The following is a 17,089-nucleotide window of genomic DNA, read 5'->3' on the forward strand; positions in this document are numbered from 1 at the left end:
TTAGTCGAAAGAGGGTCATGCGACGCTGAGTTGCAGCGGGGCGGAGCTGGACTCCTGCCAGTGGTTCTTGCCCAGCCAGGCATCCAGTTGCGAGGCGACGCCGGGGTCCAGCAAGTCACGTTCGTCAAGCCACTTATCGTCGAACACCGTGTGCAGGTATTTTTCGCCGCCGTCGGCAATCGGCACCACCACATTGCCGCTCAGTACGCCTTTGTGAATCAGCTCCAGGGCCTTGAAAATCGCGCCACCGGTTGAGCCGCCCACCAGCAGGGCGAGGTGGCGGGCGATATAGCGGGAGGTCTCGAAGGCTTGTGAGTCGGTAACCTGCACGCCCAGATCGATGCAGCTGTAGTCGAGCACCAGCCCCACCGTATCCCCGGCGGGCGTCCCGGTGCCCGACTGATAGTACGGATAGCCGGGGTGCCCAAAGACGATGGAACCGGCGGGCTCCACGGCCACGGTCACGATGTTGGGGTTGTGCTGTTTGAGGCCCCGGGCAATCCCGGTCATCGACCCGCCGGTACCGACGCAACCGACATACGCTCCGATAACACCTTCGGCCTGCACGATGGTTTCCCGCACAAAGTCGCTGTAGCCGCCGGCGTTGGCAGCATTGTCGGACTGGTTCATGAAGACGGCGCCCGGAATCTGCTCGGCGAGTTCGGCCGCCAAGCGCTGGCGCTCCACCACCGCGACTTCGTCTTCGCGATAGGTCCCCGCGACAAACCGAATATCGGCGCCCAGCGCCTTCATCACTGCGATCTTGTCCTGTGCCGCGTGATGGTCGACCACGGCGATAAATTGCAGGCCAAATTCGACGGCGGCCATGGCCAGGCCGATACCGGTATTGCCCGAAGATGACTCAACCACCACGCCGCCCGGTTTCAAACGTCCGGACTTGAGCGCGGCGAGCACCATATTGCGCGCCATACGATCTTTGATACTGCCGCCGGGGTTATTCTTCTCTATCTTTAATAACAGCCGGGCGTCAGTGCCCGGGATATAAATACCCAACATGGGCGTATTGCCAATCAGCTCGGAAACCTTAGTCAGTATCATATGAAGTGCTGCCTTTAGTAGTCAGGTGAAAACGCGTAGTTACCTTGCGTGCAACAGGTCGCCACCATTCGCCGGGGCAGGGGGTGACGATGAAACTCGTTCTCCAGCAAGTCCATTTGATAACCGGCGGTATTGGCATAAATCAATAAATCACCGGCCTTGGGGGAAACAGTGAAGTTGATCAGCCGTTGGGTGATGACGTCATCATCCAGGCAACTATGCCCGGCAATATAGGCCTGCATCGGTGTGGCTGAAGTGGGCGCCGTGCTGATTAAAATCGGGTCGACCAGGTATTCGGACGCGAACCATGTTTCACAGGCGCTGAAGCTGCTGCCTTCGACAAATAAGACGGTTTTATTGTTGGCCAGTTTTTTGCTGCGTGTAATACGAAACACCGAGATTGCGGCTTGGTCCACCAGGCTTCGACCCGGCTCCAATGCCAGTATGATGCGGTTGGCCTTTAAGTACTGGGCAATGCTCTGTCGCGGCGAGAATGAGCTTTCCAGGAATAACGTCAACCATTGGCTTGCCGTCAAGTTACTGCCGTAAGGGTAATAAGACTTTGGTACTGACTGGTTGTAATAGTGACTTGGCGTATTGTCGTTTTGTAGAAAGCGCTCGTAGGCTTGCGGCTCGATATAGCGGATGGGCAAGCCTCCGCCAATATCGATCATGCTCGGGTTCAATCCCATCTCCCGAGCGGCATCGATGAAGTCGGCCACCTCACGAAAGGCCTGTGCGCGAGAGTCGAACCCGTAGCCACCGAGGTGGAAATGGAAGCCCTCGAAGTCAATAAAGGCCCGAAATCGAGTCAGTAAGTGCAAGCACACCAACAGGTCCGAAGGGCCCATTCCGAAGCGGCTGGTCGCACAGCTTTTGGGTCTGTAACGCAGTAAAACCCTGGCTTTGGTGGCCTCGGCGCGCGTTTCGAGCAGTGTTTTCAAATGGTCGAATTCCTCCAGTGAATCGACGCAGATCAGTGCGCCGGCATGCACCAGCGCTCGATGAAAATCCTGGGTTTTGGCAGGGCCAGTGGCGCACAACTGATCGGCGGGCACACCGGCGCGCAGTGCCGCTCGCATTTCGTAAATGCTGGAAACGTCGACGCCGATCCCGGACGCTTTAGCCGCTTCCAGCAAACAGTGTGACTTGTTGGCTTTGGCGCCATAGAAGATCGAATACTGAACCTCATGCTGTTCCAGCACTGATTGCAATGCGCACGTGTTCAGCGCAAAGGCATGTGGCCATACAAGATTAAGCGGCGAACCATGCTGTGCGACAAGTTCAAGAAGTTTGTCGGGTTGGCTATGTAGCAGTTGTGCGATGCTGGCGTCCAATAATGGATTAAGCATGTGCGAAATATGGACTTCGGTCCGCACTTCATTGAGGCGTGTCGTTGCAATAGACATAACTATCCCCTGGCGCTTATAGCATCGCCATTCATATGTCGATCATTAAAAGAGATCGATGAATGTGGTCTTGTCACTCGTCGTATTTTCAGCGTTTATGCGTTTGGCGGTGGATGCCACACGAACCCAGTAGGCGAAACTGTGGCTTTGATGGCGATAATCGGTTCACAAAACCATTGCATAAGAACCCAATTCCCTAAGGTTTATACGGATGTAGCGACCGGCCACTAACTGCTGGTTTTCTTGATCTGATTCACCGATGAGTGATGGGCAAATGATATCGCTAGGCCACACTTGCGGTGAACGTTAAGAGTTGCATGTATACGAGAAAAGTTTCTCTCGACGGCGTGAACAATATTGCTATCGAGAACGATTATCAAGTAAGGTTTTCAAATATTCCAAATTAATACCCGCTGAAGGTCAGTGCGCGACCGTGTATTTGCCTGCGCTTACGGGCGTTCATCCCTAGTTTAAAAGCGGCGTTAATTCATTGATCAATAAGGGGTTAAACGTTGATCGGCGAGGGCGGCGCCAGAGGCGCAATTTACTCGCCCGAGGCCCCCGAAAATTTTGCAAAAACCACGACTGATGCACGCCAAGGAGAGATGCAATGAACACTGATCGTCCGAGCACCACTGCGATGCTTCCCATCAGCTACCTGTTCGTTCCGGGGAACCGTCCGGAGCGCTTTGCCAAAGCGGTTGAGGCCGCGGCGGATGCGATCATTCTGGACCTTGAGGATGCGGTTCATCCCGAGAGCAAAGCCGCTGCCCGAGGCGCCGTCTGGGCGTGGCAGGAGAGTACGCAGAGCGTTGCGTGCCAGCGGTTTATCCGGCTCAACAGTGTCGGCAGCGCATCGTTCCGCCAGGACCTGACGTGGCTGCGCGACATGCGTTACCCCGAGCGTTGCACCGGGGTATTCCTGCCCAAGGCCGAGGCTCCGCAAGCGTTGGCACGGGTGGTCGAGCAGTTGCTGGCGTGGCATCCCCAATTGCACATCGTCGCGATCATCGAGACGGCCAAAGGTTTGCAGCAAGTGGAGGCGATTGCCGCGATTCCCGGCCTGGCACGCCTGGCATTTGGCTCATTGGATTTTTCCCTGGATATCAATTGCGGCCAGGTGCCTGAGGCGTTTGTGTATGCACGCAACCGCATCGTGCTGGCCTCCCGCACGGCGGATTTACCGGCGCCGATCGACGGGGTGACCCCTGCGATCAACGACCTGGCGGTGGTCGCCCGGGACGCGCTATACGCGCGCTCCCTCGGGTTCGGGGCCAAGCTGTGCATCCATCCCGCGCAGTTGGCGACGGTGCAGCGCGCCTTCCTGCCCGATGCGCACCAATTGGCCTGGGCGGATCGGGTGATGAGTGCTGTGGCCGGCGGTAGCCACGCGGTGCAAGTTGACGGCGAAATGGTCGATCTGCCGCTGATCGAACAGGCGCAACGCCTGCTGGATATGGCCCACCGCTACGCAGCGGTCGCCAAGACCGGGGCCTGCTGAAAATGCCGCCAGGGCAGGGGGGAACCCTGGAACAGGCCTATCAGATTGCTCTGCGACCTGTGTGCGAAGTACTGCAATCGGAGCAGGTAGACCCGGCCAATGTGCAGTGGCTATGCGACTCGATCATCCGCACAGGGCATTGGCTGGCGCCAATCATCGTCGAGCGCTCGCAAGGCATTGTGATGGACGGTAACCATCGCCTGAACGCGGCGTTGCAATTGGGTTTGCATCGGGTGCCGTGCATCCAACTCGACTATGCGGACCCACGGGTGTGCGTAAGGCACTGGCAGACGGGGCAAGCGTTCGAGGTGGCGCGAATTTTCGCCACCATCGCACGTGGCGAGATCTTTGCGTACAAGACCACGCGGCATGTGTTTGACCCGGCGCTACCGGTCATCGCGATACCGTTGGAGCGCCTGTACGAATGAGCTGTGCAAAAAAACATGTTAGGCGGTGATACTTTTTCGCACGTCGACTGGCATTAGGAGTGATTCCCATTTTCTCTCGTTGAAAGGATCCTCTCGTCATGCCTGTTGCCAGCCGACCTTGCGGTGAGCGCGTGTTAGCACTCGCCATCCGGACCGCCCTGTTGAATTTTGTGATGGTCGCAGCAGGCGCCAATGCCTGGGCTGAGACGCAAACGCCTGGCGCCACGGACACCAGTACACCCAGCCTGACCCTGGACACCACCACGGTTGACGGCCGCTACAACGGCCCGACGGCACTGCCGGAGGTACTCTCCGGTGGGCAAGTGGCTCGCGGAGCGCGGCTGGGCATGATGGGCAACAAAGACGTGATGGACACGCCGTTCAACGTCACCAGCTACACCGCCAAAACCCTCGCCGACTTGCAAACCGTCACCGTTGCCGATGCCCTGGAGCGCGACCCGTCGGTGCGCTCGACCGGTCAGACGGGCGGTATCGTCGATTCATTTTTCATTCGCGGCTTTGCGATTGGCGAAGGCAACCTGGGTGAACTGGCCTACGACGGTGTGTATGGCGTAGCGCCCAATTACCGGGTCTTTACCGAGTACGCCGAGCGCGTCGAAGTGCTCAAGGGGCCAGGCGCGCTGATGTATGGCATCTCGCCCAACAGTGGCGTCGGCGGTGTCATCAACATCGTCCCCAAGCGGCCACTGGAGGAAGACCTGACCCGTTTCACCGGCAGCTACGCGTCGGACTCCCAAGCGGGCGGGCACCTGGATATCAGTCGGCGTTTTGGCGAGGAGAACCAGTTCGGCGTGCGCTTCAACGGCAGCCTGCAGGGCGGTGATACTGCCGTGAACGACCAGCATCGCGACGTGGGGATCGGTGCGATTGCCCTGGATTATCGCGGCGAGCGGTTGCGGCTGAACCTGGACTACATCAGCCAGAAAGAAAGCTTCGAAGGCGCCTCACGCCCGTTCACCATCGAACCGGGCGTAGAGGTGCCATCCGCCCCCAATGGCCGCACCAGTCTGCCGCAAAAATGGGGCTGGTCGGACACCAAGGAGCAGTCCGCATTGCTCGGCGGTGAATATGACCTGAACGACAACCTCACCGTGTTTGCCCATGCGGGGGGTGGCAGGTCGGACGTAAAGCGCATGTCCGACCAGGTGCCGCGCATCCTCAATGACGCTGGCGACACCAGCAATACCCCAGGCTATTACAAGTTCAATGTTGATCGTTCTACCGCCGATGTGGGGGTTCGGGGGCAGTTCGCCACCGGCCCGGTGACCCATATCACCACGCTGATGGCCACCCGTTACCAGGATGAATTGTCTCGGGGTATCAATAACGGCACGAAGGTTTTCTCCAACATCTACCACCCGGTGGACACGCCCCAGCAATACATCAATGCCCCGAAGGTGCTGCGCATCTCCGAGTCGGAGCTGTCCGGCGTGGCGCTGACCGACACCCTGGGTTTTCTGGATGATCGTTTGCAACTGACCTTGGGCGTGCGCCGCCAGGACATCGAGTCGCGTAACTACAATGCGGCCGGTGCGGTCAGCTCCCGCTATAAAGACAACGCAACCACCCCTCTGGTGGGCGTGGTGGTCAAACCGTGGGACGACGTGTCTTTTTACTACAACTATGTGGAAGGTTTGAGCAAAGGCGATATCGCCCCGGACACGGCTGCCAACTCTGGGGAAACCTTCGCGCCCTACGAGTCCAAACAGCATGAGATCGGTGTGAAGTACGAACACGGAACGTTCATGACCACCCTGGCGCTGTTCCAGATAGAAAAGCCCAGTGGCGAGGTGGGCGCGAACAATCTGTTTTCGGTGCAGGCAGAACAGCGTAACCGTGGCGTCGAACTGAGCGTGTTCGGTGAGGTGGCGCCGGGCACGCGCTTGATGGGCGGTGTGACCTTCCTGCATGGCGAGCTGACGGACTCGGCCACTGCCGCCAACCGCGGCAATAAACCGGTGGGCGTGCCCGATATCCAGGCCAACCTGTGGGCAGAATACGACACCCCGTGGCTGGAAGGTTTTACCCTCACCGGCGGTGCAATCTATACCGACAGCCAGTACGTCAACCAGGCCAACACCCAAGAGCTGGACGCCTGGACCCGTATCGATGCAGGCGCGCGCTATGCCACCAAAATTGAAGGGCGGCCGACGACCTTCCGCGCCACGGTGCAGAACGTCTTCGACCGTGAGTATTGGTCGGGCGTGGCCTCCTATGGTGCATTTTCCCCGGGGTCTCCGCGCACCTTGCAACTGTCGGCAACTGTCGATTTTTGACCGGCGCCGGTATGCAGCAATCATGCACCCGCAACGAGCCTATCCGTGAACGGCTGAGGTGTTATGGCTTGCGCGGGTGATCCATGCGCTGCTGCTTGCGCAGCGCAATGGCCACACCTCGGCGCCCACGGCGTGCATAACTTTCTGCAAGCGCTCGACTGAGTTGCGCTTCACCCTTGTCGGGAAGACTTGCACGTTCCTGGCGGACTACGTTGGGACGGTCGGCTCATTACGTTCGACTATTCAAACATTGAACAATACGGCAGCGCCTGGCGGTGGCGGTTTTGTTCGTCCATTCATCGTGAAGCGTCACATGAGTGAGGCACGCACCCATGATTGAGCCTGTCCAAACAAAAAGCCCCGCATCGGCGTAAGTTTTAGCTGCGGCTGATCCCCATACTGATCGCACTCGGTAAAGTTATTCAGGGTGTACATCAGGTTGATGTCTCTGATGGGCATTTAAGGGCTGCGTCTTTCGTCCAGCCATTAGCGGTATCGGCGATAGTTTTCGCCAACAGATCAATCAAGTGTTGATGGGCCAACACCAGGCTTTTCAATTCAACCCCTGCCGGTTGGCGAATCTGGGTGGCGCAGGTCAGTGTGCGACGTCCCTGGCCATTACCGCGCAGCTCAAGGCTCCACACCACCTCCTCTAGCGCATATTGCCCCGGCAAAGAGTCAAAGCGGCGTACCTCGGCCTGAATCGACAGCACTGGGCGCTTAGCGTCTTTGCTCATCCCGGCGAGGTCGTGGGTGCCCAGTCGCGATTCAAGTCGATCGGTGAGCGCGTCATGGAACTCTTCTGCCAGCGGCGCGCCCCAGCGGTCGTTTTCCATGATGGCCAGACTGGTTTGGTTCAGGCGCACGACCAGTTGCGGTTGGTCGACCTGCACCGGTACGCGTATGGGGCGAATCTCGAGCTGGAAGGCCGGAGCCGCCACCGGGGTCTCTGACGGCGGGGTACTGCCTTGCAAGGTGTAGGAGTGCATGACCGGGGCGCTACAAGCCGTTAGGCAAACACCGGTGATCAGGATCAAGAGCGGGGTCTTCATGGTTGTATTTCCGGTTCGACGTCACGTGAAGAATGAATCGAGGCCTTGTAGCTGTCGGGTTTGCCCTGCGCTGTTCGGCCACGTATCAGTGCTTCTGGGTTGCGGCTGAGGAAGTCGCTCAACACTCGCACTGAGCGGGCTGTACGCTGAACTTCGTCCATGGCATTGCTGATTTGCAGGCGTGCGGGCGAGTCCTCGGCAAAGCTTGAATTGACGGTGTCCAGGGTCTTCTGTGTCTGTGCCAAGGCGCCGTGCATCTGCGGTAGTACCTCGCCGTTGACCTGCTTCAAGGTCTTCTGCATTTCGCTGAGGCTGCCGTTGAGGTTTTTGGTAATGTCTTCCAGCGGCAGTTTACTGATCTTGTCGACCAGGCCCTCTAGCTGCCCCTGCACTTTGTCTAAGCTGCCTGGCACCGTGGGGATCACCAATGGTCGCGCCGCGAGGTCGAACGGAGTCGGGGTTGCCTTGGGGATGAAGCTCAGGGAAATGTACAACTGGCCGGTCAGAAGGTTGGCGCTGCGAGCTTGAGCGCGCAGGCCGTGCTCGACGAAGGTGGCCATTAGGCGCGCCATGCTGTTTTCGTCTTCCGAGCCCTGATCCTTGAGGAGTGTTTCGTTGGCATGACCCAAGCGGTTTGGGTAGATCACCGCCCCGACCATACTGGGAAAGGTCATGGTTTTAGTGTCGTAGTCCAGATCGACGGACACCACATGACCAATGTTTACCCCCATGAACTCCACGGGCGCGTTCACCTCCAAGCCGCGTAGTGATTGATTGAAGTTCATGCGGATATAACGAGGCTCGCCATCGGGCTGCGCCAAGGCCGCCTCTTGGTCGCCGAACAGTTCGAAGCGAGCATGCTCGGTCGCAGGTTGGGTGGTGGGGCTGTACTTGGGTTCAACGAACGCGATACCGCCTGAAAGGATGGTCGAGAGCGATTGGGTGTTAACCTTCAGGCCGTTTGCCCCCACTGTCAGGTCAATGCCACTGGCATTCCAGAACCGCGTATCGGTGCTGACGAACCGGTCATTGGGCGAGCGCACGAAGATTTCTACGTCGACACCCTTACCGTCTTCCGAGAGCTGGTAGGACACCACCTGGCCGACCTGGATACGCCGATAGTAGATCGGCGAGCCGATGTCCAGGGAGCCGAGGTCGGTGGTGTGCAGGGTGAAGCGCTTGCCTTGTTCGCCGTAAGTGATCGGCGGCGGCGTTTCCTGACCGACGAAGTTTTTCCCGGTTTTCCCCGAGCTGCCCGCATCGGCCCCGATAAAGGCGCCGGACAACAGGGTATCGACCCCGGAAATCCCATTGGCACCGATGCGCGGACGGACAACCCAGAACATCGAGTTTTCGTCGGTGAAGGCACGCTCCGAAGCATCGAGATCGACTTTCGCGACCACGTGGCTGCGGTCGCTGCTCAAGGCAATGGCCGTGACTTTGCCGATCACCACGTTCTTGTATTTGACCTGAGTCTTGTTGGCCTCAAGACCTTCTGCGGTCTGGAAACTGATACTGATCTGCGGGCCCGCCGACAGTGCGTTGTTGATCAACATCGACGCGCCAACCAACGCCGCGACGATGGGCACAATCCACACGAGGGAAACGTTGAAGCGTCGCGTCTTGATTGAGGGTTTGGCTGCGGGCGAATCGGTGGAAACGTGATGATCAGACATCTTCAACCTCTGCATCCCAGATAAGCCGGGGATCGAAACTCATGGCGGCCAGCATGGTCAGCACCACCACCAGACCAAAAAAGACGATACCCAACATCGGGTCGATGGAACTCAGCGAGCGAAACTGCACCAGCGCGGCGACCAGTGCCACCACCAGCACGTCAAGCATGGACCAGTAGCCGATCAACTCGACCATGCGATACAGCCGGCTTCTTCCTCGCATGGCCCAGCGGCTCTTGCGCTGGCAGGTCACGAGCAGCAAGCCCAGAATCAGGAACTTCATACACGGCACCACGATGCTGGCGAAGAAGATCAGGGCGGCGATATCCCAGGACCCACTTTTCCAGAACTCGATGACCCCGCTCATGATGGTGTTGTCGCTGGCGTTGCCTAACATGTTGGTGCGCATGACCGGCAGCAGATTGGCCGGGATGTAGAGCATCAGCGCCGCCAGCAGCAATGCCCAGGTGCGGGCAATGCTGTTGTGTTTGCGCGCATGCACAGGGCCATTGCAGCGGGGGCAGCGGTGTTCATCCCGCCGGCAAATCTGTGCGCAGGTGTGGCAAGGCATCAGGTTCAGTTCGCGGGCGTAGGCTGGCTGGCTCATATAAGTTGGTCCGCCAGGTCGTCCCAAAGACGGTGAATGTCCTTGCCCGATATCAAAATGAGCAACACGGTGAGCATGCCGAGTGCCCACAGTCCCAAGCCCGGATGCACATTCAGCATGCCGGCCAGCTTGACGATCGCGACCAATATCCCGAGTAAACAGACCTCCAGCATGCTCCACGGACGTAAGTGCTCCAGTGTGCGCATACAGGCCCTGAAACCGGGAGCCGCGCGGCCAGCGTTGGCAAACGCCAATAACCAGCACAGCAGTGCAATCTGCAACATCGGCGCGAGGATTATGGTCAGTCCGGCCACCGCAGCCATCGGCGTAATCCGACCGTGAGCCAGTGCTTCTACGGATGCCCACAAGGTGGCTTCGTTGTTCAAGCCTTCCATGCTGATGCTGATGACCGGGAAGGCGTTGGCAAAGGCGAAGAGCAGGGCGGCGGTAATGGACAGCGCTAACAGCGTCTGCACGCTCATCCGCTGCCCGCGTTTGAGCACTGCGCCACAGCGTGTGCACTCAGCTTTCTGCCATCTGTTCAGCGACACCGACTCGAACAGTGAGTCGCAATGCTGACAGATGATCAAGTGAGAAAAAGTATTCATCGGATTGAGGGTTTTCATGACTTATCGCCTGGAAGAGTTCCTCCTTGGAGCGGTAGTGGCGATACAACGTTGACTTGGCGGCGGCCTGAAGAGTGGCGTCCCGTTTGATTTCGGTGAGTACACGCAAGAGGCGGTCTATTCGATACCAGCCTGTACAGTATTGCTTGGCACAAAAGGTCTGTCAAAATATATTTCGGTACGGATTGGTATCGTTATTTCAGTCGCCTGGAACGCTGAATGCCAGATCACCACAGAAAGCCCGCTCATTGAGTGGCTTTTTTTGGGCCTGGGAGTCGGCTCGGCAATCTCAAGATCAGGTCATCGCCGTTTATTGGATCTAGAAGAAATCAGCAATCACCAAGATTTTTTCCGTGGCGAAAAGTGACTCATATATCGCTTCATGTGGAACTTCACGCGCTAACCAAGCGCTTGCGTTGTAGACCCGCGCCTTGTTGAAAAACACTAGGTGCGTCTCGTCTCCACGCTCAAACAGTTTGAATTGTTGCTCCTCCATGTCGGCGCAAAGCTCGTCGAATAGCGTGGGGTCTCTTTTTGACAGCGCGACGACGATATCGGCCCTGTCCAGGCCGGCTTCGCTGGCCGCCCACAAGACGATACGCGTTGCCACCTCCATTTTTTCGCTCGGGGTGCCAGCGTTCAACGCGTGTTGGACATCGGGGTAGCTGGAGGCCAGGCGCGAAGCAATGGTCTTTTTTCTCGTGGCGCTCATGACTGACTCCCGATGACTTTTCTCGATGACTTCGCGTGCGTTCATCTACCCCGGCGATCTGTTTCCCTTTAGAAAGGGGCCGGTTCAGCGGCTGGCTTTCCGTCGACTGACTGGCCGGCAAGAACGCGTGCGGCGATATAACCGAAGGTCATGCCGGGACCGAGTGTGATGCCGCCGCTGGGGTAATGGCCGTGCATGATGCTGTTCATATCGTTGCCCACAGCGAACAGCCCCGGAATCGGCGTGCCGTGTTCGTCGAGTGCGCGGGCATAGGCGTCGGTGTTCAGGCCGGCGAAGGTGCCGAGGCTGCCGGGCACCAGCTTCACCGCATAGAAGGGGCCTTTGTGCAGGCTGCCGAGGGACGGGTTCGGCCCGTGTAGAGCGTCCCCCTGAGCTCTGTTGTACCGCGATTCACCGCGCTGCAAGAGTGGGTCGTGACCTTGTTCCGCACCCAGATTGAAGGCGCTGACAGTCACTTCCAACTGTTGCGCATCGATGCCGCATTTGCGTGCCAGTTCGATCAACGTCGGCGCCTTGAACAGGTAGCCCGCGCGCACGTACTTCGCTGTTGGAAACGGAAAGGGTTTGGACCAGCCCAGGCCATAGCGACGTTGGGCGCGGTGATCGCAGATCAGCCAGGATATCGGCGTTTCTCCGGGCCCCGTGGCGTTAAACAGTGCGCACATGTAGTCGTGGTAGGAGTCCGCTTCGTTGACGAAGCGTCGACCATCCTGGCGCACAGCAATGAAGCCGGGTTTGGCGCGTTCCATCAGGTGCGGAAAACCGCTGAAACCACCGTCTTCGCGCGGCACCCGGGACACGGGTGCCCATGCGGCCGCATGGACGAGGTCGGTCGCCACGCAGGCCCCGGCGCTTTCGCCCAGACGCAGGCCATCGCCGGTATTGCCCTTGGGCGCTGCGCTCAAATGTTCGGTGCCGTTGGGAGCATGCTTGAACATATCGGCGATGCGCTGCTGGTCGTGGGGGAATCCACCGCAAGCGAGCACCACACCACGTCGAGCGCGGATCTCGATCAGGCGCCCGGCAGATTCGACGCGAGCCCCGAGCACGCGCTCACCGTCACGCAGCAGTTCGCGCACAGGCGTGTCAGTCAGCAGGCGAACCTTGCGATCCAGCGCGCTTTTGAGCAGCCGGGCAACCAGGGCGTTGCCGTTCACCAAGTGCAGGCCTCGGCCATGAAGCAGCAGGTCGCGGGCGTGGCGCGCCAGGCGCTTGCCGGCGTAGAGCAATGAGGACGGCGACTGGCGGGCGTTGAGAAAATGATTGAGGTCGGCACCGCCGGCGATGCCCATTCCTGCCAGGCTGATCACGTCGAGCGGGCGTCGGAGTTGGTTGATCCAGGGGCCAAGGCGGCGACCGTCGAACGGTTGCGCACAGACCGAGCGGCCACCGTTTGCGTGGCCTTCGCTGGCGTGAAAATCAGGCATTTTGCTGCCGGAGAAAAACTGCACCTCGGTATGGCGTTGAAAAAAATCGACCATCTGCGGGCCTTGCGCGAGGAACATCTCAACGCGCGGGTCGAGCACTTCACTGCGCAGTTCATGGCGCAGGTAAATCCGCGACTGTTCCAGGTCTTCAACGATACCGTCGGCGACGGCCAATGGGTTGCGCGGAATCCACAGCCAACCGCCCGACCAGGCGCTGGTGCCGCCTAGCTGCGGCTCCTTTTCCACCACGATGACGTCGAGGTTCAGGTGCGCAGCGGTCACCGCCGTTGCCAGGCCGGAAGCGCCGGAGCCGACGACCAGAACATCACACAGTAGGGGGGCGCTGATGGACATAGGCATTACCGCGAGAAGAAATGAGGTTGGCCGCTCCCGATCAGAAGCGGCGCAACGCTGCGATGGGGTTATTTGAGCGGCGAAAAATCGGTTGGGCGCAGCAGTCGTGATTCCAGCGTCACCACGGCATCCAGCTCCTTGTTCTGCCGTGCGAAGTCCTGCCAGCGTGGATCGGCCGCCATGGCGTTGCGGCGGGTCATGCGCTCGTCAAGGCTGGCGTAGCCCCAGATGTGCACCACTTGATTGACTTCACCGATTTCGGTGGTGAAAAAACCGACCAGATTGCCCAAGTGCTCTTGCTGCACGGCTAAGGCGGCGCTTTTGTACAGAGCCAGCCAGTCGCCGAGCTTGGTGGGTTTAATCGTGTAGGTGCGCAGTTCGTAATACATGCTGTTCTCCAGTGTGGGATGGGTGTGCGCGGCTGTGGTCGAGCCGGTGAGCGATGTCGCTGGCGGCGAGGTAACCGAACGTGATGCCTGGGCCGAGGGTGATACCGGGGCCGGGGTAAGTGCCGTCCATGATTGAATTCATTTCGTTGCCCGCCGCGTAGAGGCCGGGGATTGGTGCGCCGCTGCGATCCAGCACGTTGGCCTGGCCGTTGGTGACCAGCCCGCGTGCCGAACCGAGGTCGCCGGTAAATAAACACACGGCGTAGAAGGGCGCCTTGCGCAGGGATTTCAGGCAGGGATTAGGCTGATGCAGCGGGTCACCCATGTAGCGGTTGTAGGCCGTACTGCCCTTGCCGAATTGGCGGTCGACGCCTTGATCGGCATCCGCGTTGTACTGCACCACGGTCTGCTCCAGCGTGTTCGCCTCCAGGCCGGCGATGAGCGCCAATTCGCCGAGGCTGTCGGCACGCAGCAGATAACCGGCGTCGATCAGTGCGCGGTTGTCGACGGGGCGCGGACGCGCCAGGCCCATGCCGTAGTTGTTCATCGCTTCGCTGTCACAGATCAGCCAGCAGGGCGCATTGGCGCCGCCATTGGCGAACATGGCTTCGACGAAACAGTGATAGGAGTTGGATTCATTAACGAAGCGCCGCCCGGCCCGGTTGACCGCAATAACGCCGGGTTTGGCGCGGTCGGTGACCAGATGCGGAAAGCGTTCCACGCTGCCGTCGCTCTTGTGCAGCACCGAAACCGGGGCCCAGAAGAAATTCGACGCCAGGTTGTCGCCGATTGCCGCGTTGACCGAGGCCGCCAGGCGTTGCCCGTCACCGACGTTGGCCGGCGGCGACATGCTCCAGTGCTCCGAATCAGTCGATGGCCGCTGTTCGGCGGCGTGTGCGCTTGCGGCAAACCCCCCCATGGCCAGCGCCACACCGCCACGCGCGAACACGGAATGAGTTGTTCCGCGCCTGGAAATCTGCACGCCCTTGACCGAACCCTGTTCAACGATCAAGGCCTCGGGGGTTGCTTGCAGCCACAGGTCGACACCCTTGGCCAGCGCAGTGGTGGCCAGGCGTGCGATCAAGGCGTTGCCCACGGTCAGGCGAGTGCCGCGTGGATGGTTGAGGCGGTCGACGGCGTAACGGCCTATCAGTTTAAGGCAGTGCCAGAGGGATTTGGGCGAGCGCTTGAAGCTGAGGAAGTGCTGGATATCGACACGATTGACCATCATGCCGCCGAAAAGCAGCATGCCGTCCGGCGGGCGTTTGAGGTCTTTGAAATGCTCACCGAGGTGGCGGCCGTCGTACTCGTCGATTTCCAGCGCGCGACCTGTTTGCGTGCCACCCGGCAAGTCCGGGTAGTAGTCGGGCGACAACGGTCGCAGGCTGTACTTGAGTTCGCTGTGGGTTTCCAGGTAGCGCAGGGCTTCACGGCCGTGTTCGATGAAGGCATCGATCAACTGCGGGTTGTAGCCGCTGCCGATCACCTCTTTCAGATAACGGCGCATCTGTTCGGCGGGCAGGCAATGCCCGGCGGCCCGGGCCTGGTCGGTGTCGTGCAGCCACACCGCACCACCGGAAATCGCCGACGTACCGCCGAAGGCCTCGGTCTTTTCCACCAACAACACCTTGAGGCCGCGGCAACTGGCAGTCACCGCTGCGGCGAATCCGGCCGCGCCGCTGCCCAGGACAATCACGTCATAGGTCAACTCGGCATGGGCAGAGGGCAGGGAAGTCTTCGTGTTCATTATTGTTATCGCCTGTTAAGGACGCCCCCGGAGAGTCAGATCTCCAGCGGCGTCACGCCCATGAAGTGACCGAGGTTGCCCAACTGCGCCAACGCCATTTCCGGCCCGGTCTGGATCGGGCAGCCGAGGCGTCGGGCCATGGCGAGAAACGGGGTCACCGCCGGTGATGTCACGACATCTGCCACCAGGGTTTTGGCGTTCAGGGTTTCCATCAGCGCAGTCGGCAACGGCATCGGGCCGTTGTCATTGGTTGCACTCATGCCGACGGGCGAGGCGTTGACGACCAGGTCGAAGTGCTCGAGCGACGCCGGGCTGGCGCTGATCACAATCTGCGGGAAGGCACTGCGTAGAAGGTCGCCGAGCACCTCGACGCGCGCATGGTTGATGTCGCTGATGACCAAATGGCTGACCCCGGCCTGGCACAACGAATACGCAATCGCGCTGCCGACGCCGCCGGTACCGATCACCAGAACCCGTTGGTCCTTGGGGTTGAAACCGTGCTTGCGCGCAGCGTTGAGAAAACCTTCGCCGTCGACGATATCGCCCACCAGTCGACCGTCGGTCTCGCGGCGGATCACATTGACCGAGCACAGCGCCGCCGAGCGTTCACTGACGCCGTCTAGGCGGCTGGCCAACAGTTGCTTGTAAGGAACGGTGACCACGCATCCGCGCAGGTTTTGCCAGCCGCGCAGGGTCTGGACGAAATCATCCAGGGCGCTCTGTGCAAGGTCGATGGCAAGCATGGCGACGTTCTGCTGGTGGTCGGCGAACCAGCGATTGAAGTTTTCCGGCGATTTCACCTGGGCTACAGGTGAGCCGACGATGGCGACCAGTTCAGTCGAACCCTGAATCATGGGAGGTACCCGCTTATTAGCTGTGTTGTGCCGCTGATACTGCAAGCGGTGAAGGCAGCGAACAATCGAGCTTGTCAGGGATTAGGTTGATAATCGCAGCATCAGTGCGATAATCGCAGTCTAAGCACGATAAAGAATCCGAGTGATGAAGAAACCCACCATCCACCCGCGGGATTTGATCGTCGGCCTGCAAAAAGGCCTGGCGCTGTTGCAGTTGTTTTCCCAGGAGCATCCGCGCCTGAGCGTGCCGCAAGTGGCGCGTATGGCCGATATGACCCAAAGCGCCGCGCGGCGTTTTTTGCTGACCTTGGTGCATGACGACTTTGCGCAGACCGACGGCCGCCATTACTGGCTGACCGCGAAGGCCTTGCGTATTGGCCAGGCTTACGTCGATTCCGCGGTGCTGCCGCGCATGCTGCGGCCCATCGTCGAGCAGGTGGCGCGGACCACCCAGGAGCATGTGTCGGTGGGTGTTCGCGACGGTGATGACATTGTGCATGTGGTGCGCAGTCGCTATAGCCACATCACCTCGATGTCGATTCGTCCCGGTTCACGGGTGCCGATGTATTGCACCGGCAGCGGACGGCTGTGGTTGGCGAGTTTTTCGCCGGAGGCGCTGTGCGCTTACTTCCAACGCAACCCGCCTCGAGCCATCACGCCTTATACGCTCACCGACGAAGCCCTGATCCGCCGCGAAATCGCCCTGGCGGGCGAGCGTGGTTACGTGATGGTGGATCAGGAATATGAAGTGGGCATGCGGGTGCTGAGCGTGCCGCTGATAGACCGGGAAGGGCAATTGCAGGCAACGCTGACGCTGACGACTCACGCGTCGCGCATGACGGTTGAGGACATGCGCGAGCGGTATCTGTCGCCGCTGTATGAAGGGCAGGCGTTGCTGCGGCCGATCATGACACTTTGAATGTCAGAACA

The 17,089-nt window shown here is 59.6% G+C and carries 15 protein-coding genes; 4 read left to right on the top strand and 11 right to left on the bottom strand.

Annotation, left to right across the window (positions count from 1 at the left end; all coding sequences use genetic code 11):
* Window positions 1–15 precede the first annotated feature (15 nt).
* Both ACS5Q8_RS09620 and ACS5Q8_RS09625 read right to left on the bottom strand, forming a co-directional pair.
* Complete coding sequence (locus tag ACS5Q8_RS09620) at window positions 16–1,059, bottom strand: PLP-dependent cysteine synthase family protein (RefSeq protein WP_276197296.1); 1,044 nt, start codon at window positions 1,057–1,059, stop codon at window positions 16–18.
* Between the two features lie 14 nt (window positions 1,060–1,073).
* Window positions 1,074–2,468, bottom strand: a complete 1,395-nt coding sequence (locus ACS5Q8_RS09625; RefSeq protein WP_276197297.1) for a Y4yA family PLP-dependent enzyme — start codon at window positions 2,466–2,468, stop codon at window positions 1,074–1,076.
* Between the two features lie 610 nt (window positions 2,469–3,078).
* On the opposite strand from ACS5Q8_RS09625, the gene ACS5Q8_RS09630 reads away from it, so the two are divergent.
* The 3 genes from ACS5Q8_RS09630 (at window position 3,079) to ACS5Q8_RS09640 (ending at window position 6,694) form a co-directional block, all read left to right on the top strand.
* Entirely contained in the window at window positions 3,079–3,969 is an 891-nt protein-coding gene (locus ACS5Q8_RS09630; RefSeq protein WP_276197298.1) for an HpcH/HpaI aldolase/citrate lyase family protein, read from the top strand.
* A 2-nt stretch (window positions 3,970–3,971) separates the two neighbouring features.
* Window positions 3,972–4,397 (top strand): ParB N-terminal domain-containing protein, encoded by a 426-nt coding sequence (locus ACS5Q8_RS09635; protein WP_276197299.1) that lies wholly within the window; start codon window positions 3,972–3,974, stop codon window positions 4,395–4,397.
* 98 nt (window positions 4,398–4,495) lie between these two features.
* The gene (locus ACS5Q8_RS09640) at window positions 4,496–6,694 is read left to right on the top strand and encodes a TonB-dependent receptor (RefSeq protein ID WP_465160108.1); all 2,199 of its coding nucleotides are present in this window, start codon (window positions 4,496–4,498) and stop codon (window positions 6,692–6,694) included.
* 434 nt (window positions 6,695–7,128) lie between these two features.
* Here ACS5Q8_RS09640 and ACS5Q8_RS09645 read toward each other — a convergent pair whose 3' ends face one another.
* From ACS5Q8_RS09645 to ACS5Q8_RS09685, 9 genes are all read right to left on the bottom strand, one after another.
* Window positions 7,129–7,746 carry a PqiC family protein gene (locus tag ACS5Q8_RS09645; RefSeq protein WP_443700121.1) on the bottom strand — a complete coding sequence of 206 codons (618 nt, stop codon included), beginning with the start codon at window positions 7,744–7,746 and terminating at the stop codon, window positions 7,129–7,131.
* Window positions 7,743–9,422, bottom strand: coding sequence for a PqiB family protein (locus ACS5Q8_RS09650; protein WP_465160109.1), 1,680 nt, complete (start codon window positions 9,420–9,422; stop codon window positions 7,743–7,745). The genes ACS5Q8_RS09645 and ACS5Q8_RS09650 overlap by 4 nt, the downstream gene beginning before the upstream one ends.
* The gene (locus ACS5Q8_RS09655; RefSeq protein ID WP_276197303.1) at window positions 9,415–10,029 is read right to left on the bottom strand and encodes a paraquat-inducible protein A; all 615 of its coding nucleotides are present in this window, start codon (window positions 10,027–10,029) and stop codon (window positions 9,415–9,417) included. The genes ACS5Q8_RS09650 and ACS5Q8_RS09655 overlap by 8 nt, the downstream gene beginning before the upstream one ends.
* Window positions 10,026–10,655 carry a paraquat-inducible protein A gene (locus tag ACS5Q8_RS09660; RefSeq protein WP_276197304.1) on the bottom strand — a complete coding sequence of 210 codons (630 nt, stop codon included), beginning with the start codon at window positions 10,653–10,655 and terminating at the stop codon, window positions 10,026–10,028. Before ACS5Q8_RS09660 ends, ACS5Q8_RS09655 begins: the two co-directional genes overlap by 4 nt.
* Window positions 10,656–10,974: 319 nt before the next feature.
* Complete coding sequence (locus tag ACS5Q8_RS09665; RefSeq protein WP_426099365.1) at window positions 10,975–11,367, bottom strand: hypothetical protein; 393 nt, start codon at window positions 11,365–11,367, stop codon at window positions 10,975–10,977.
* A 68-nt stretch (window positions 11,368–11,435) separates the two neighbouring features.
* Window positions 11,436–13,169, bottom strand: coding sequence for an FAD-dependent oxidoreductase (locus ACS5Q8_RS09670; RefSeq protein WP_465160110.1), 1,734 nt, complete (start codon window positions 13,167–13,169; stop codon window positions 11,436–11,438).
* 68 nt (window positions 13,170–13,237) lie between these two features.
* Complete coding sequence (locus ACS5Q8_RS09675; RefSeq protein ID WP_079443204.1) at window positions 13,238–13,558, bottom strand: NIPSNAP family protein; 321 nt, start codon at window positions 13,556–13,558, stop codon at window positions 13,238–13,240.
* Complete coding sequence (locus ACS5Q8_RS09680) at window positions 13,527–15,305, bottom strand: FAD-dependent oxidoreductase (protein ID WP_465160111.1); 1,779 nt, start codon at window positions 15,303–15,305, stop codon at window positions 13,527–13,529. The genes ACS5Q8_RS09675 and ACS5Q8_RS09680 overlap by 32 nt, the downstream gene beginning before the upstream one ends.
* Before the next feature lie 35 nt (window positions 15,306–15,340).
* Window positions 15,341–16,159, bottom strand: a complete 819-nt coding sequence (locus tag ACS5Q8_RS09685; protein WP_465160112.1) for a shikimate dehydrogenase family protein — start codon at window positions 16,157–16,159, stop codon at window positions 15,341–15,343.
* Between the two features lie 145 nt (window positions 16,160–16,304).
* Between ACS5Q8_RS09685 and ACS5Q8_RS09690 the strand changes: the two genes are divergently transcribed.
* Window positions 16,305–17,078, top strand: coding sequence for an IclR family transcriptional regulator domain-containing protein (locus ACS5Q8_RS09690; protein ID WP_465160113.1), 774 nt, complete (start codon window positions 16,305–16,307; stop codon window positions 17,076–17,078).
* The last annotated feature ends 11 nt before the right edge of the window (window positions 17,079–17,089 follow it).

The organism is Pseudomonas sp. PAMC25584 (assembly GCF_058135675.1).

Coding starts and splice junctions, on each gene's coding strand:
- ACS5Q8_RS09620 (WP_276197296.1), bottom strand. CDS start 1,059: ATGATACTGACTAAGGTTTCCGAGCTGATTGGCAATACGCCCATGTTG.
- ACS5Q8_RS09625 (WP_276197297.1), bottom strand. CDS start 2,468: ATGTCTATTGCAACGACACGCCTCAATGAAGTGCGGACCGAAGTCCAT.
- ACS5Q8_RS09630 (WP_276197298.1), top strand. CDS start 3,079: ATGAACACTGATCGTCCGAGCACCACTGCGATGCTTCCCATCAGCTAC.
- ACS5Q8_RS09635 (WP_276197299.1), top strand. CDS start 3,972: ATGCCGCCAGGGCAGGGGGGAACCCTGGAACAGGCCTATCAGATTGCT.
- ACS5Q8_RS09640 (WP_465160108.1), top strand. CDS start 4,496: ATGCCTGTTGCCAGCCGACCTTGCGGTGAGCGCGTGTTAGCACTCGCC.
- ACS5Q8_RS09645 (WP_443700121.1), bottom strand. CDS start 7,746: ATGAAGACCCCGCTCTTGATCCTGATCACCGGTGTTTGCCTAACGGCT.
- ACS5Q8_RS09650 (WP_465160109.1), bottom strand. CDS start 9,422: ATGTCTGATCATCACGTTTCCACCGATTCGCCCGCAGCCAAACCCTCA.
- ACS5Q8_RS09655 (WP_276197303.1), bottom strand. CDS start 10,029: ATGAGCCAGCCAGCCTACGCCCGCGAACTGAACCTGATGCCTTGCCAC.
- ACS5Q8_RS09660 (WP_276197304.1), bottom strand. CDS start 10,655: ATGAAAACCCTCAATCCGATGAATACTTTTTCTCACTTGATCATCTGT.
- ACS5Q8_RS09665 (WP_426099365.1), bottom strand. CDS start 11,367: ATGAGCGCCACGAGAAAAAAGACCATTGCTTCGCGCCTGGCCTCCAGC.
- ACS5Q8_RS09670 (WP_465160110.1), bottom strand. CDS start 13,169: ATGTCCATCAGCGCCCCCCTACTGTGTGATGTTCTGGTCGTCGGCTCC.
- ACS5Q8_RS09675 (WP_079443204.1), bottom strand. CDS start 13,558: ATGTATTACGAACTGCGCACCTACACGATTAAACCCACCAAGCTCGGC.
- ACS5Q8_RS09680 (WP_465160111.1), bottom strand. CDS start 15,305: ATGAACACGAAGACTTCCCTGCCCTCTGCCCATGCCGAGTTGACCTAT.
- ACS5Q8_RS09685 (WP_465160112.1), bottom strand. CDS start 16,159: ATGATTCAGGGTTCGACTGAACTGGTCGCCATCGTCGGCTCACCTGTA.
- ACS5Q8_RS09690 (WP_465160113.1), top strand. CDS start 16,305: ATGAAGAAACCCACCATCCACCCGCGGGATTTGATCGTCGGCCTGCAA.